Annotated in this window: 15 protein-coding genes; 3 read left to right on the forward strand and 12 right to left on the reverse strand. The window is 68.3% G+C overall.

Going from position 1 to position 13886, the window contains the following annotated elements:
* The first annotated feature begins 26 nt into the window (after window positions 1–26).
* Genes gatC through L0966_RS01520 form a run of 3 tightly spaced genes read left to right on the forward strand, consistent with a single transcriptional unit; the run spans window position 27 to window position 2073 of the window.
* The gene (gatC, locus tag L0966_RS01510; RefSeq protein ID WP_234050082.1) at window positions 27–314 is read left to right on the forward strand and encodes an Asp-tRNA(Asn)/Glu-tRNA(Gln) amidotransferase subunit GatC; all 288 of its coding nucleotides are present in this window, start codon (window positions 27–29) and stop codon (window positions 312–314) included.
* Complete coding sequence (gene gatA / locus L0966_RS01515; RefSeq protein ID WP_234050084.1) at window positions 311–1795, forward strand: Asp-tRNA(Asn)/Glu-tRNA(Gln) amidotransferase subunit GatA; 1485 nt, start codon at window positions 311–313, stop codon at window positions 1793–1795. The genes gatC and gatA overlap by 4 nt, the downstream gene beginning before the upstream one ends.
* Window positions 1783–2073 carry a chorismate mutase gene (locus tag L0966_RS01520; protein WP_234050085.1) on the forward strand — a complete coding sequence of 97 codons (291 nt, stop codon included), beginning with the start codon at window positions 1783–1785 and terminating at the stop codon, window positions 2071–2073. Before gatA ends, L0966_RS01520 begins: the two co-directional genes overlap by 13 nt.
* A gap of 399 nt (window positions 2074–2472) precedes the next feature.
* On the opposite strand, the gene L0966_RS01525 is transcribed toward L0966_RS01520, so the two are convergent.
* The 12 genes from L0966_RS01525 to L0966_RS01580 all read right to left on the reverse strand — a co-directional run bounded on the left by L0966_RS01525 (window position 2473) and on the right by L0966_RS01580 (window position 13615).
* Window positions 2473–3414 (reverse strand): YncE family protein, encoded by a 942-nt coding sequence (locus L0966_RS01525; RefSeq protein WP_234050086.1) that lies wholly within the window; start codon window positions 3412–3414, stop codon window positions 2473–2475.
* Window positions 3411–3983, reverse strand: a complete 573-nt coding sequence (locus L0966_RS01530) for an SRPBCC family protein (RefSeq protein ID WP_234050087.1) — start codon at window positions 3981–3983, stop codon at window positions 3411–3413. The genes L0966_RS01525 and L0966_RS01530 overlap by 4 nt, the downstream gene beginning before the upstream one ends.
* The gene (locus L0966_RS01535; RefSeq protein WP_370640593.1) at window positions 3980–4978 is read right to left on the reverse strand and encodes a vWA domain-containing protein; all 999 of its coding nucleotides are present in this window, start codon (window positions 4976–4978) and stop codon (window positions 3980–3982) included. The genes L0966_RS01530 and L0966_RS01535 overlap by 4 nt, the downstream gene beginning before the upstream one ends.
* Window positions 4979–4980: 2 nt before the next feature.
* Window positions 4981–5571, reverse strand: a complete 591-nt coding sequence (locus tag L0966_RS01540) for a hypothetical protein (protein WP_234050089.1) — start codon at window positions 5569–5571, stop codon at window positions 4981–4983.
* Window positions 5568–6644 carry a vWA domain-containing protein gene (locus tag L0966_RS01545; protein WP_234050090.1) on the reverse strand — a complete coding sequence of 359 codons (1077 nt, stop codon included), beginning with the start codon at window positions 6642–6644 and terminating at the stop codon, window positions 5568–5570. Before L0966_RS01545 ends, L0966_RS01540 begins: the two co-directional genes overlap by 4 nt.
* Window positions 6641–7621, reverse strand: a complete 981-nt coding sequence (locus L0966_RS01550; protein ID WP_234050091.1) for a nonribosomal peptide synthetase MxaA — start codon at window positions 7619–7621, stop codon at window positions 6641–6643. Before L0966_RS01550 ends, L0966_RS01545 begins: the two co-directional genes overlap by 4 nt.
* 4 nt (window positions 7622–7625) lie before the next feature.
* Window positions 7626–8510 carry a hypothetical protein gene (locus L0966_RS01555; RefSeq protein WP_234050092.1) on the reverse strand — a complete coding sequence of 295 codons (885 nt, stop codon included), beginning with the start codon at window positions 8508–8510 and terminating at the stop codon, window positions 7626–7628.
* Complete coding sequence (locus L0966_RS01560) at window positions 8507–9538, reverse strand: MoxR family ATPase (protein ID WP_234050093.1); 1032 nt, start codon at window positions 9536–9538, stop codon at window positions 8507–8509. The genes L0966_RS01555 and L0966_RS01560 overlap by 4 nt, the downstream gene beginning before the upstream one ends.
* Window positions 9539–9721: 183 nt before the next feature.
* Complete coding sequence (locus L0966_RS01565; protein ID WP_234050094.1) at window positions 9722–10048, reverse strand: methanol dehydrogenase [cytochrome c] subunit; 327 nt, start codon at window positions 10046–10048, stop codon at window positions 9722–9724.
* A complete protein-coding gene (moxG, locus tag L0966_RS01570; protein ID WP_234050095.1) occupies window positions 10045–10674 on the reverse strand; it encodes a cytochrome c(L), periplasmic in 630 nt (209 codons plus the stop codon). The genes L0966_RS01565 and moxG overlap by 4 nt, the downstream gene beginning before the upstream one ends.
* 43 nt (window positions 10675–10717) lie before the next feature.
* Window positions 10718–11623, reverse strand: coding sequence for a methanol oxidation system protein MoxJ (gene moxJ, locus L0966_RS01575; RefSeq protein WP_234050096.1), 906 nt, complete (start codon window positions 11621–11623; stop codon window positions 10718–10720).
* A gap of 105 nt (window positions 11624–11728) precedes the next feature.
* The gene (locus L0966_RS01580; RefSeq protein WP_234050097.1) at window positions 11729–13615 is read right to left on the reverse strand and encodes a methanol/ethanol family PQQ-dependent dehydrogenase; all 1887 of its coding nucleotides are present in this window, start codon (window positions 13613–13615) and stop codon (window positions 11729–11731) included.
* Window positions 13616–13886: the final 271 nt, after the last annotated feature.

The raw sequence follows: 13886 nt of genomic DNA on the forward strand, positions 1-13886 counted from the left end.
CGGCCCTCAGCTTTTGGGAGCGTCATATGTCCGTCGATCAGGCGACCGTCCGCCGGGTGGCCCATCTTGCGCGCATCGCGGTGCGCGACGAGGAGCTGGGTCATCTCCAGAATGAACTCAACGCCATCCTCGAATTCGTGGAGCAGCTGGCGGACCTCGACGTCTCCGGCGTGGAGCCGCTGACCGGCGTGGTGCCCATGGAGCTGCCCATGCGCGACGACGTGGTCACCGACGGCCACTATCCCGAAAAGGTGCTCGCCAACGCGCCGGATGCCGAGGGCGGCTTCTTCACCGTGCCGAAGGTGGTGGAATGACCAATCTGACCCAGCTCACCCTCACCGAGGCCCGCGAGGGGCTGGCCGAGGGCGAATTCACCTCCGTCGAGCTCACCGAGGCCTATCTCAAGGCCATGGCGGACGCGCGCCACCTCAACGCCTATGTTCTCGAGACGCCCGAGCTCGCCCTGAAAATGGCGAAGGAGAGCGACGCTCGCATCGCCAGCGGCGACGCCGGCCGGCTGGAGGGCATCCCCCTCGGCATCAAGGACATGTTCTGCACCCAGGGCGTGCGCACCACCGCCTGCTCGAAGATCCTCGAGAACTTCGTGCCGCAGTACGAATCCGCCGTCACCGCCAATCTGTGGCGCGATGGCGCGGTGCTGCTGGGCAAGCTCAATAATGACGAGTTCGCCATGGGCTCGTCCAACGAGACGTCCGCCTTCGGCGCCGTGGTGTCGCCCTGGCGGCGCGATGGCGACCAGGCGCCGCTGGTGCCCGGCGGCTCGTCCGGCGGCTCGGCGGCGGCGGTGGCGGCCTATCTGTGCGCGGGCGCCACGGGCACCGACACCGGCGGCTCCATCCGCCAGCCGGCGGCCTTCACCGGCACCGTGGGCATCAAGCCCACCTATGGGCGCTGCTCGCGCTGGGGCATCGTGGCCTTCGCCTCGTCGCTGGACCAGGCCGGCCCGTTCGCCCGCTCGGTGAACGACGCGGCGCTGCTGCTGCGCTCCATGGCCGGCTATGACGCGAAGGATTCCACCTGCGTGGATCGGCCCGTGCCGGACTATCAGCAGGCGGTGGGTGCCTCCATCAAGGGCAAGAAGATCGGCATTCCGCGCGAATATCGCATGGACGGCATGTCGGACGAGATCGACGCCCTCTGGAAGGAAGGCGCCAAGTGGCTTGAGGAGGCCGGCGCTGAGATCGTCGACATCTCCCTGCCGCACACCAAGTACGCTTTGCCGGCTTACTACATCGTGGCCCCGGCGGAAGCCTCCTCCAACCTCGCCCGTTACGACGGCGTGCGCTACGGCGTGCGCGTGCCGGGCAAGGACGTGGTGGAGATGTATGAGAACACCCGCGCCGCCGGCTTCGGCCCGGAGGTGCGCCGGCGCATCATGATCGGCACCTATGTGCTCTCCGCCGGCTATTACGACGCCTATTACCTGCGTGCCCAGAAGGTGCGCACCCTCATCAAGCGCGACTTTGACCAGGCGTTCGCGGCCGGCGTCGACGCCGTGCTCACCCCCGCCACCCCTTCGCCCGCCTTCGGCATCGGCGAGAAGGTGAAGGCGGATCCGGTGGAGATGTATCTCAACGACGTCTTCACCGTGACCGTGAACATGGCCGGCTTGCCGGGCATCTCCGTTCCCGCCGGCCTTTCGGCGGACGGGCTGCCGTTGGGCCTCCAACTCATCGGCCGCCCGTTCGAGGAGACGACCCTGTTCTCCCTCGCGGAGGTCATTGAGGAGGCGGCCGGCCGCTTCCCGGTGGAGGACCTGTGGTGGCGGGGCTGAACGACGCCCCCCCCGCTTTGAAGGAGGCGCGCCGCCGCATCGACGAGATCGACGCGCGCCTCATCGCCCTGTTGGCGGAGCGCTTCGGCGTGGTGGAGGGGGTGGTCCGCGTGAAGCGTGAGGCGGGCATCCCCGCTTTGCTTCAGGACCGCGTGGACGAGGTGCTGGCCAATGTGGAGGCTCTGGCCCGCCGCCAGGGCGTGCCCGAGGGCGTGGCGACCGCTTTGTGGCGGGTGCTCATCAACGAAACCATCGCCTATGAGGACAGCCACCTTTAGGGCCCGGGCGAGCCAATCGGGAACCCGCTCGGGTGAAGAAGGTGCGTAAAAACAAAAGGATAGACTGATTCAGCTCCTCCACGAAGACTGAAGCAGGCTAGACATCCCATGCATCGTGCCCTGTGCGCTCCGGGAGCTGCCCGGGGCGCGATGCTACCGCCACGGCCTGCGCTCCGTGCGGAGCCGGTTGGCGTTTTGTGCACTGCAGCATTTCGATCCCCTGATCTATCCTTCTTCTCTGAACTGAAGAATGGAGGAGGGGTTGCGATGCAGACGGTGGTCACCATCATCCTGATCGGCGTGGTCATGATGATCGCCATCGCCGCTCTCGATCGCCCGCAGGCATAAGTGGTCCGCGTGCCCGCTTTCGCCCAAGGCAGGGGCGAGGCCCGGGATCCGTCAGGGCATGAGGATGAGGCTGCGGGGCCCCTTGCACACCGCCACCCGGGCTGCGACGCGGAAGGCGTCGAGATCGATCACCAGCAGCTGATCGGAGAACCAGTCCGTCACATAGGCCAGGCGCCGCTGCGGATCGAGCCGCACCGCTTCAGGTGAACCGCCCACGCGCAGCGTTCGCGCGTCGCCATTCTCGGCGGGCAGCAGGGTGAGGCTGCCCGATTGCTGGTTCGCCACCAGGGCCTCGCCCGTTGGGGCGCTCGCCACCCCATAGGGCATCTTGCCGACGCCATGGCGGCTCACCTCCCGGCTGGCCTTGTCGATTGCGCCCACGTCTCCGCTGCGCACATTCACCACCAGCAGGCGGCGCGGCGCGTCCGACGTATCGAAGCTGTACGGCCCTTCGCCAACGGGTAAGGACGCCACCCGCTTGAACGTGCCCAGCTCGATGATGCTGACGGCGCCCGCCTCGCGGTCGGCGCTGTAGAGCTCGCGGCGGCGGGGATCCAGCGCGAGGCCCGCTGGCGCATGGCCCACCGTGACGCTTCCGGTTTCCGCGAAGGTCTCGGCATCCAGCCTGCGCACGCGATCCGCGCTCCAGTCGCTCACATAGAGGGCGCCGCCATCCGGATCGACCGCGATGCCGAAGGGTTGGCCGCCGATGGCGACCCCGGCGCCGGCCTGCCCGCGCGCGGTGTCGATGCGCGTGAGCATGCCGGCATCGGGATGGGTGACGTACACGCTCCTGCCATCGGGCGCGAGGGCGATGCCCGCCGGGGCGGGCGGCACCGCGATGCGGGCGGTGAGGGCCAGCCGCGCGGTGTCCACGACCCCGATCTCGTTTCCGCCTTGGCACACGACGACCACCGCGCCCGCCAAGGCCGGCACGGCCGACATGGTGAGCATCAGCACCGCCGTACCCCAGCGGGCGAAGGCGCGCTTCATTGCCCCACCGGGGCCTTGCCATCCACCGAATGTCCTTCGGCTTTCGCCTTCAGTCCCTTCAGGCCGTCTTCGAAGAAGCCGGTCATGGCGGTGGTCGCGGCCTCGTCGTTCAGCTCATCGGGCGGAAAGTTGCTGGTGTCGCCGCGATAGAGCCGCGCGGCCCACTGCACCTTGCTCTTGCCGGCTCCGGCATCGGTCACGGTGAGGGTGGCGGTGTAGAAGCTCACCGGAAAGGCCTCCACGTTTTCCTTGGAGAGGCGGTAGGCAATGTGGTGTTCGGCCGGTACCACCTCATCGAGGCCGTCGGTGATCTCGCCCTTCTCCAGAACCAGCACCCGCTCGGCCCCCGGCCCCTCGCCGGTGGCGCTCACGGATTTCACGTCGGGATGCCAGCCGCCGATGGCGCCGAAGTCGCTCACCAGCTTCCACACGGTTTCCACCGGCGCGTTGATCACCACTTCGGCTTCCGCCTTCTGGGGCGTCGGGCCGTGCGCGAAAGCGGGGCCGCTCAGGAGGGCGCCGGCAAACGCGGCGGCGATCACGGCTCGGCGGGAAAGGGCGAAGGTCATGGAGCGGCAGTCCTTTTGTGGCGAAGGGAGAGAAGGAGAGGCGCCGCGTACAGGCCGCACAGCAGCGCCAGGGCGAGCGTCGCGGGAATGGGGGCGGTGTCGCGCCCGCCGGGTGCCGGGCGGCCACGGGCGCTGGTGGCGAGCGCCTCGCTCAGCGCGGTGGCCGGGCCGAGCCGGGTGAAGCCGAGGCCCGTGGCCGCTGCCAGAGCCTGCAGGTGCTCCGCGCGCATGGCGCTCAGATGCTCTTCGCCCTGCGCCATTTCCGCGCCCCAGGGTGCGTTGCGCGGATGCCAGCCCTCGCGGCCGACGGCATCTTCCGGCGGTGGCCCGTGGCGGTTCTCCTGGGGTACGTCGGCGGCGCCATAGAAGCCGATTTCGTGGCCGAAGCTGTCGAACTTGGGGATGGGGGAGGCTATGGTCTCCCCGACGCCGACGATCAGGCCGCGCACCTTGCCCTTCTCACCGGCGAAAGGCGGCATGCCGCCGTGGGGCAGGGGCGGGGCTTCCTGCCCATCGGTGAAGAAGAGAAGGTCGGCGTCGAGGGGCGCGGCAAGGTCGATGGCCGAGTAAAGGCCGCGCGCCACATAGCTGTCGCCCTCCCAGGCCATGCGCCAGTCCAGGGCGGCAATGGCGCCGTCGAGGGGGGCAAAGTCGGCGCAGGTGTCGATGGGCTCGAACAGCAGGAAGCTGCGGCGCTCGGTGAAGATGCCGAGCCCCATGCGCGAGCCGCACGGCAGCCGCGCCGCCAGCTCCCGGAGGGACGTCTTCACCGCATCCAGGCGGGATGACGGGTGCCCCTCGCGGCCGAAGTCCCGCACGTTCATGGAGCCCGTCACGTCCACCACGGCAAGCAGCCGGTAGGCCGCCCGCTCGCCGCGCAGGTGCGGCGCGAACACGGCCGCGAGCGCGAGCAGCAGCGCAAGGATGAGCACAACGGCGCGCGGATGACGGAGCAGCGCCGGCGGCCTGAGGGGCGCCATGATCGGGGTCGCCATGGTCAGGGCAATCCCTTGGGCAGGCCGGGCAGATCGGTCCACACCCGTTTGGGGGCCTCCTGCGGCTCCTCCTTCACGTCCCGTTCCACCTCGGGAAAGTCGCGCACAAGGCGGAGCGCCACGTCCAGATTGTATTTCGCGTCCCAGAATTGTGGGTCGAGGGTGAGGGCGGCGCGATAGGCCGCCTTGGCCAGGCGCACCTGAGGCACGGCGGGGTCGATCTGCGTGCGCTCCAGGTGGGAGAGGGCACGGGCGAGGCGCGCATTGCCCAGGTCATACCAGCCGGCCGCCGCCTGTGCGGGATCACCCTTCCGCGCCAGCAGTTCCACCAGCGGGTGGGCCTCGTCGAGCCGGTCGCGCACCATCAGGAAATGGGCACGTGCGAGCAGCACGCGCGCGCTGGCATCCACCGCCACCGGCAGGTCGCGGCCGGCGGCGAGGGCGGCGATGGTGGCATTGTCACGCGCCAGCGCCGCAAGACGCACGCCTTGGACGATGAGGCAGGCCAGGGCGCCGAGCACCACAATGGCGAGCAGCGCGGTGACGGCGCGGCGTGCGAACCGGGCTCTGGAGAAGGATCGGGTGTGACTCATGCCGCCTCCCGCGCTGAAAGGGGGCGTGCTTGTGCGTTCGGCGCGACACGGGTGGAGCGGGGGAGTGGCCTTGCATTGTCATCCATCCGCCGCTCGGCGAGCTTGGCGGCCGTCAGCAGCGCCAGGGCGAGGGCCGCGATGGCATAGCAGACCCGGTCCAGATCACGGCGGGCGATGCGCTCGGTGAAGAGCTGGGGCTTGCTTTCCTGGCGGTCGATCTCGGCGATGGCGTCGGCCACGGCCTGGGGGCTGCCGGCCTCGAACGCGCGATACGGCACGCCCAGGCTGGCCAGGAACAGGTTCAGATGGCGCTCGGGCATGACCTGGGGAATGTCGTCTCCCGGTGCCTCGGGCTTGTCGAAGATGCCGCGTGAGCCGGCGCTGCGCAGGAACAGCCAATAGAGCCGCACCGGCCGCCGCCCCAGCGCATCACGCAGCGCGGCCTGCACATGGGGATCGATGAGGGCGGCGCCATCGGACACCAGCAGCACGGCGCCGCTGCCTTCGGCGGGATCGTCCGCGAACGCCTCGATGGCGAGGGCCAGGCCCCGGCCCACATCGGTCAAGGCAAGGCCCGGCCGGTCGATGGCGGCGACGGCCGCCGCGACGGCGTCGCCATGGTCGCTGAGGGGCAGGACGGGAATGGGGGAGGTGGAGAAGGCGGCAACGCCGATCTGGTCATTGGGCCGGCGCGCCAGGAACTCCATCAGCAGGCGCTTGGCGGCGGCGGATTTGGATTCCTCCCCCCGCCCTGGCTGGCGATTGGCGAAGGTGTTGTCCATGCTGGCGGACCGGTCGAGCAACAGCATCAGGTGGGACCCGGTGCCCAGGCGCGTGATGCTCTCGCTGCGGCGGTGCAGCCCAGCGAGCCCAAGCACCAGCGCCGCGATGGCGACGACGGCTACCGCTCGCACGCCGACGGCAAGGGCCGTGGAGGCGCCGTCCTCGGGGGCGAGCGCGAGAGAGGGCGCCCGCGTGCCCTGGAATGGCGTCGCGAAAAGGGGCAGCAGGCACAGGGCCAGCAGGAGCAGCGCCAAGGGATGGTCGAGGCCGAGATCGAACGGCAGCGTCATGGCGCCTCCTCCACCGTTCCTTGCAGCGCGGCGCGCGGCATCTGCCGTTCCGCGCGGGCGAGGCGGCCGGAGAGGGCGACCAGATCGGCATAAGGGAGCTCGCTGCGGGCGGCGGGGATCCCGGCTCCGAAGAAGGCGGTGCGGGAGGCGCCGAACAGCCGCTCGATGTCCTCACGTTCCGGCGCGAGAGCCGGGGCCTCTTCCAGGAAAGCGCCGAGATCCTCCTTCAGCAGCCGCCGGCCGGCGCTGGCGTCGAACGCGCGGTGAAGGGTCACCAGGGCATCGCGATAGGCCTGCGGCGTCTCCTCGGCCCGGCGGCGCTGGATCTCGCGCGCCGCGGCCGCCAGCGGCCGGCGGCCGCTGGCGAACGGTCGCCAACCCTGGGCCAGCGCCAGGCCGAGCGCGGCGAGGGCCGCGACGGCGGCGGAGAGGCCGGCTTTCTTCATGTCCGGTCCCAGGGGCGCGGGGGCGGGCAGAATGTCCGGCTGCAGCGCCATGGGGTTGCCGCCGTGGCTCGGCACCAGTTCGCGCAGGGGCGAGACGACGAAACGGAAGGCCGGCACCGAAAGGGTGCGCCGGGCCTCGCCATCGCGAATGGTGAGCGGCCATGGCGGAATTTCGAGGCTGCGCGGCTCCAGCGCCGAAAAGAAGCTCTGATAGGTCATCCGCAGCCGGTAGGCGCCGGCCGGGACTGCGCCGAGGGGCGGTGTGATCTCGACCGACACGAGATCGAGCCAGCTGGACACCTTGCGCGGCTGCGGCAGGCTGGCGGGATCGAGACGGGCACCGGGATCGAGGCGGATGTCGGCTTCCAGGGTCAGCGTATCCCCGACCACATACCCGAACGCCCGCGGCGCCTGGAGCTGCACTTCGCTGGCTTCGGCCGCGGGCATGGCGAGAAGCAGGGCGAGCGCGAAGGCCGTGGAGTGCCGCTGGGCGAAGCGGGCACCGGCTCGCGCGAAGGACGCGCGTAACACCAGCCTAGCGGCGCGCGAGATGGTCGAGCAGCGCATCGGGGTCAAACCGGTCGGTGAGGTGGAAGGGCCGCATGCCGCGTGCGGCGAACAGGGAATCGCGCGCCTTGGCGCGGGCGGTGGCCCGGGCCCGCCAGCGGTCCCGCAGGTCGGGCCGCATGAGGACGAGCCGGCGGCGCCCGCTTTCCGCATCGATCATGTCGAGCAGTCCGAAGCGGGGCAGGTCGCCCTCGGCCCGGCTGTCGCGCACCACGACCGGAATCACATCGTGGCGGAACAGGGCATCGAGAATCACCGCCATGTCCGCCTCGGGCATCAGGAAGTCGGAGACCAGGAAGAGCAGGCAGCGGGTGCCCGGCAGGTCCTCGGCTGCGGCGGCAAGGCCGCGGGCGCTGTCGCCGGCGCAGGGTGCCGCCTCTAGCCGCGCGCGCACCTCGCGGGCGAGCCCGCGCCGTCGGCTCGGGGGCAAGTAAAGGTCGGGGCGCGGGGCACGGTCGGCCGCCACCAGGGCGAAGGAATCGCCCGCCGCATGGGCCGAGGCCGCGATGGCGGCGGCCAGCTGCGCCGCTTCCGCCTTGAGATTGGCAAAGCCCATGGAGCCCGAGAGGTCCACCATCACCGCCACCGTGATGGCCCGCCGGGGCGCGAAGGTGCGCACCTTGATCGCCTCGAACGGGTCGCGAATGCTCGATCGTACATCGATGCGGCGCGGGTCGGCATGGGCAAGCAGGGGGACAACGCCCCGAAACGCGCCTTCACCGCCGCTGCCGGAGGCGGCATGCGCCCCCGGCTTCAGTCCGCCCGCGCGCCAATGGAGGGCATAGGGCAGCACCGGAATGGGGGGCTCGTCCTGCCGCAGGGCGAGGTGCGCGGCCTCTTCGTGCCCGCTCATGGCACCGGCACCGTGTCGAAGGCCGCGCGGCAAAGCGCCGGTGCCAGGGTGTCGCGGCGCATCTCGTAGACCGGGTCGAGGAAGATGCGGTGGGCCATCACCTCCGGGAACACGGCGCGCAGGTCTTCCGGCACGATCATGTCGCGCCCTTCCAGCCACGCCCGCACCCGCGCCGCGCGCACCAGGAAGGAGAGGCCGCGCGGGCTCGCCCCGCCTTGCACCAGCCGTTCCATCCGCACGTCCGGAAGGGTGATGCCGGCCTTGTGCGGCGCGCGCACCGCATCCCAGAGGGCAATGGTGTAGTCGGCGATGGTGGGGCTCGCGTGAATGGCCTCCTGGATGCGCCGGGCGATCTCACCCAGCCGCCGGTGATCGAGAAGCCCTTCCGCCACCTCGCTGATGAGGCGTTCCGTATCATGAAAGCGCGGGTCGAAGATGAGGGCGCGGCGCGCCTCGCGGTCCGCCGGGGTCGCAACCTGCACTTCCATGAAGAAGCGGTCGCGCGCGGCGGCGGGGAGCTCGAAGGTTTCCTCCCGCTCCACGCGGTTGCGGTCGGCGAACAGCTGGAGGTGGGGAAAGTGCTCCTCCCGGCCGAAGGCGGAGACAGTGCCCTCCGCCATCAGACGCAGCAGCAGCGAATGCACCTGCGGGCGGGCGCGATTGATCTCGTTGAAGAAGAAGATGGACAGGTCGCCGCCCCGCTTCAGCAGCGGACCCGGATCAATGCGAGGCCGGCCGTCATCGGCAATACGCGCGTCATAGACGAGGTCGGTGGGCATGAGGTCGATGGTGCCCTCGACGCGGGCATAGGCGCCGCCGATGGCGCGCGCCATCGCCTTGAGCAGGGTGGTCTTGCCCACCCCCACGTCCCCTTCCAGAAGAACATGGCCGCGGGCGAACACGGCGATGGTCAGCAGGCGGATGACCCGCTCCTGGCCCAGCACGACCTTGCCCACCTCGCGCTCAAAGGCGAGGGCCTGCTCGCGCCAGAGCGCAAGGTCGCAATCCGCACCAGTGCTCACATCCATGCCCGTCCTCGTGTGTTGGCTCCGCAGCGGCGAAGAAGGGCGCAGCCGACCGGGGCAGGGGCCATGAGCCCCCGCAACCCGGCGGGCCGCGCCAGTTAGCCCACCATCCATCGGAGGATTGCCCGGCAGAATAAAAGGTTTAGGCTTCTGCCCTGCTGGTGGGGTCCTTTGAGGCTCTCGTCATCACTCCGTGGGGATCTTCTTCACGTCGTAGACGAACTTGCCGGTCTTCTGGAAATACTCCACGCGCTTCTTGTTGCGCTCCTCCATCGCTGCGATGGACTGGGACTGCTTGTTCAGCTCCGTGGGGTTGTGCTTGGGGTCGTATTTGGAGCCGGCCACCTTGTCCGGATAACCGGGCTTGGGCTCCCAGCAATTGCCCGGCGCGCGGCAATTGGTGCCGTCATAGGCAAGCGCGCCCGTGGCCGCGAAGAGGGCGGCGCCGGTGGCGAGGCCGGCCGCGACGACGGCATGAGCGAGGGGACGGCGGATGGACGCGAAATGGCTCACTGCTTGGTTCCTCCCGTTTCTGAATTGAGGCTGGCCGCGGTGGCGGCTGTCGCCTTGCACACCGGCGCCTCTTCCACGGGCGGGGTGTGATCGTTATGGCCGTCGAAGGGCTTGAAGTTCGCGCGCTGGGCGGGGGTGAGCCAGGTGGCCTCCTTCGGATCGTCCTTGTAGAAATGGCGCACCCAGGCCATCACCAGCAGCATGTCATCCAAGGTGAGGGCGCCATACATGGGCCCCATCTGTCCCTGCGCGCCGCCGAAGATGGTCTCGAACAGGCCCTGGTCGGTCATGTTCTTGGGATATGTCCAATAGGCGTCGTTGAGGCCGGGGCCGATCTTGCCCTCGCCATAATGCCCGTGGCAGCCCGAGCACATGGACAGGAACAGATCCTTGCCCTTGGGCAGGCAGCTCACATTTTCCAGGTAGATGTTCTTGCCGGAGGCGAGGAACACCTTCACCGCTTCCGTATCCCGCCCTTCCTCCGGCGCTTCCGAAAGGTCGAGAGGCTGGCCGGTGACCGTGTGGGTGAAATTGAGCGTGGCCTGGGCGGTCAGCGCGCAGCCGAGCACCGCGATGGTCGCGATGAGGCCGCGGGTGGCGAACTTGATCCAGCAGAAATCTAGCATGACTCAATGACCAAATCTGTGTGGGGGGCAGGAGGGCTGGCGCTCAGCTGTTGGGCTTGAGCAGCGGAATGCCCTCCTCAATAAGGATGGCGTCGATCTCGGGCCGCGCCTTCACGAGGGCGGCGTCGATCTCCTGCATCAGCGCCGCATCGCCTTTGCGCACGGCCACCGACTGGTCGTAATGGAGCGGGATGGGCGTGCCGTCGAAGCGGGTGAGGTCGCTGGTCGCAACCGTCATGCGCAGCGGCACGCCGGAGCCCTTCACATAGCGCGCCACCTCGGGTGCGAACGCGAAGGCAATGTCGGCTTCGCCCGTACCGACTTCGCTCACCATGCGCTCACCCGGCACTTCCACATACTGGTTGCGCGGTGATTTGAAGTTCACGAGGCTGTAGAGATAGGCCGCATTGTCCTCATACTTGCCCAGCTTCTTCAGCATGGTCTCACCGGGCGAGTAGAAGCGGATGACGAAACGACCGAGATCCTTGATCTGCTGGTCTTGCCAGTCGCCTGTGGTGATGTTCCGGTCAGTCTTCGTCACGAACACATAGCTGGTGCGGTAATAGGGCTTGGAGGAGAGCACGCGCGCATCCCCCGTATCGACGCCCATCACCACGTCGCAGAGGTTTTTGTCGAGGCCGTCGCGCACCTGGTAGATGGCCGGCTTGCCGGACCATACGAACACGGCCTCGCGGCCCATGGCGCTGGCCAGCACCTTCGCGATGCGGTTTTCAAAGCCCTGCCCGTCCTTCTGGGAGAAGGGCGCCTCCACTTCGGAGGCACACACCCGAAGGGTGCCCGGCGCGGCGGCGGTGGCTTGCGGCGCCGGAGCGTCCGCCGCCCCTTTCGAGGGGGCGAACTGGGCGGCTGAAGCGCCGGTGGAGATCAAAGCAGTGCCGAACACGAAGGCGGCGAGCGCGGTGCCGGCGGAAGATGCGATACGGGGCATGGGACGCCTCCTCGTGAGGTTCGCTCGTGCCGGGGACCGGCACGCGGTTGGGTTCACATGAGGGGCCGGCCGCCGCCGAGGGGTGAGCGGCGGCCGGCGGGGGCATCAGCCGCCGGAGGCGTATTCACCCACGTTCGGGTCGCTGTACGGGCCCTGACCGTCGAGCGAGAACACCATCACGCCGCCACCCATCTGGGTGTAGTGCTGGAGGTTCTTGAACGCGCCCACGGAGCCGAGGCCGGCGGTGGGATCGTTCAGGTCGAACACGAGGCCCACGCCCGGCCAGCCGCCGACGCCGTAGTAGATGGCGACGTATTGCACGCCCTTGTGGGTATAGGTCATGGGATGGCCGATGACGCCCGACGGCAGCTTGAACTTCCAAAGCAGCTTGCCGGTATCGCTGTCGCGCGCCTTGATGAAGCCGTCGAGGGTGCCATAGAACATCACGCCGCCGGCGGTGGCGAGGGTGCCGCCCCAGGCCGCGAAGCGCTCCATCACTTCCCACTTGTACTTGTTGTTGATGGCGTCATACGCCTTCACCTGGCCCAGGCCGAGGGCCGCCTGCCGGTCGCCCTTGGGGCCGGGATACATGTTCAGCGTCGCGCCGACGAAGAACTGGCCCGCCCGATAGGGCAGCATGAAGGGCTCCCAATCCATGCAGATGTGGTTGATGCCCATGAAGAAGCTCTGCCGCTCGGGGTCGTAGCTGTCATGGCCCTGGTTGTGGTAGCCCATGGCCGAGGGGCACACATCACGCGCCACATGGTCCATGCGCGTGCCGTATTCGGGGTCGCGCTCGGGCAGGCCGGTTTTCAGGTCCACCTTCTTCACCCAGTTCACCGTGTCGTCGATCTTGTCGGCGGAAACCAGGGTGCCGTCGGTGCGGTCGAGGGTGTAGACGATGCCGTTGCGGTCCGGATGCGTCAGAAGCTTGCGCATCTTGCCGGTCTTGTCCTTCTGCTCGGACAGCATCATCACGTTGACGCCGGCATAGTCCCACTCGTCATGGGGCGTCTTCTGGTAGCCGAAATGGGCCTCTCCGGTGTCGATGTCGCGACCCCAGATGGTCATGGTCCACTTGTTGTCGCCGGGACGCATGGTCTCGTTCCACGGCGCCGGGTTGCCGGAGCCGTAGTAGATCATGTTGGTGGCGGGGTCGAAGGCGTACCAGCCCCAGTTGGTGCCGCCGCCGATCTTCCAGGCGTCGCCTTCCCAGGTCTGGGTACCGAGGCCCTTCTGGCCATATTGCGGATTGGCCTTGTTGAAGTCGTTGGCCAGCATCACCTGCTCGTCGGGGCCGGTGGCGTAGGCGCGCCACTTCTGGGCGCCGGTCTTCACGTCGTAGGCGGTGACGTAGCCGCGCACGCCGAGCTCGGCGCCGGAGGAGCCGACCAGCACCGTGTCCTTCACCACATAGGGCGCGATGGTGAGGGTGGAGCCCACCTTGATGTCGGAATTCTCAAGCTTCCAGTATTCCTCGCCGGTGTCGGCCTTCAGGGCCACCACATTGCCGTCGAGCTGGGTCTTGATGATGAGGGGGCCGGTCTTGTCGTCGCCCGGCCAGTAGGCAAGGCCGCGATTGACCACGTCGCAGCAGGCGACGGCGCGGGCGGTGGGGTTCTGCTTGGGCTTGTGCTGCCACAGGATGTGGCCGGGATCATCCAGCCCCAGCGCGAAGGTGGTGTTGGGGAAGGGCGAGTGCACATACATCACGCCATCCACCACCAGCGGCGTGCCTTCGTGGCCCGAAAGAACACCAGTGGAGAAGGACCAGGCGGGGCGCAGCTTCGCCACGTTGTCCTTGTTGATCTGCTTTTGCGGGCTGAAATTGTTGGCGCTGTAATTCTTGCCCGTCATCGGCCAATTCTCGTCGCTCTTGGCGAGCTCCACGAGCTTGTCATTGGCCCGGGCGGCGCCGGAGGCGACGACACCGCCCGCGGCGAGGGCGAGGGTGACGGCCATCAGGGATGCTGAAGACAAAAGTCTGTTCATCTGGCGTGTCCTTGGGTTTCCTCGGTCAGCTTGTTTTTGGGCGTTGACGCCCCAACGGCGCGCATGCCAGGCGGCCGCCTTTATTGCGAAGGCTTGAATGCGATCGCTTTTGCGCGTTGCCGCACGCCATCCCCGGCTGTCGGGAAGGCGCGGGACGCGGACATGGGGTGGTTTTAAATACTGTCGCCCTCCGATCGCGAGCAGTCTTTGTGATTTCTTATGATCTTATTAGTTTTGTTTCAGTTCGTGTCAGGATGTTGGGATTTTTGCG

The organism is Xanthobacter sp. NM-59, assembly GCF_021401125.1.
Classification (GTDB): Bacteria; Pseudomonadota; Alphaproteobacteria; order Rhizobiales; family Xanthobacteraceae; genus Xanthobacter.

Coding starts and splice junctions, on each gene's coding strand:
- L0966_RS01560 (WP_234050093.1), bottom strand. CDS start 9,538: ATGGATGTGAGCACTGGTGCGGATTGCGACCTTGCGCTCTGGCGCGAG.
- L0966_RS01540 (WP_234050089.1), bottom strand. CDS start 5,571: ATGAGTCACACCCGATCCTTCTCCAGAGCCCGGTTCGCACGCCGCGCC.
- L0966_RS01580 (WP_234050097.1), bottom strand. CDS start 13,615: ATGAACAGACTTTTGTCTTCAGCATCCCTGATGGCCGTCACCCTCGCC.
- gatC (WP_234050082.1), top strand. CDS start 27: ATGTCCGTCGATCAGGCGACCGTCCGCCGGGTGGCCCATCTTGCGCGC.
- L0966_RS01530 (WP_234050087.1), bottom strand. CDS start 3,983: ATGACCTTCGCCCTTTCCCGCCGAGCCGTGATCGCCGCCGCGTTTGCC.
- moxJ (WP_234050096.1), bottom strand. CDS start 11,623: ATGCCCCGTATCGCATCTTCCGCCGGCACCGCGCTCGCCGCCTTCGTG.
- gatA (WP_234050084.1), top strand. CDS start 311: ATGACCAATCTGACCCAGCTCACCCTCACCGAGGCCCGCGAGGGGCTG.
- L0966_RS01555 (WP_234050092.1), bottom strand. CDS start 8,510: ATGAGCGGGCACGAAGAGGCCGCGCACCTCGCCCTGCGGCAGGACGAG.
- L0966_RS01545 (WP_234050090.1), bottom strand. CDS start 6,644: ATGACGCTGCCGTTCGATCTCGGCCTCGACCATCCCTTGGCGCTGCTC.
- L0966_RS01525 (WP_234050086.1), bottom strand. CDS start 3,414: ATGAAGCGCGCCTTCGCCCGCTGGGGTACGGCGGTGCTGATGCTCACC.
- L0966_RS01535 (WP_370640593.1), bottom strand. CDS start 4,978: ATGGCGACCCCGATCATGGCGCCCCTCAGGCCGCCGGCGCTGCTCCGT.
- moxG (WP_234050095.1), bottom strand. CDS start 10,674: ATGCTAGATTTCTGCTGGATCAAGTTCGCCACCCGCGGCCTCATCGCG.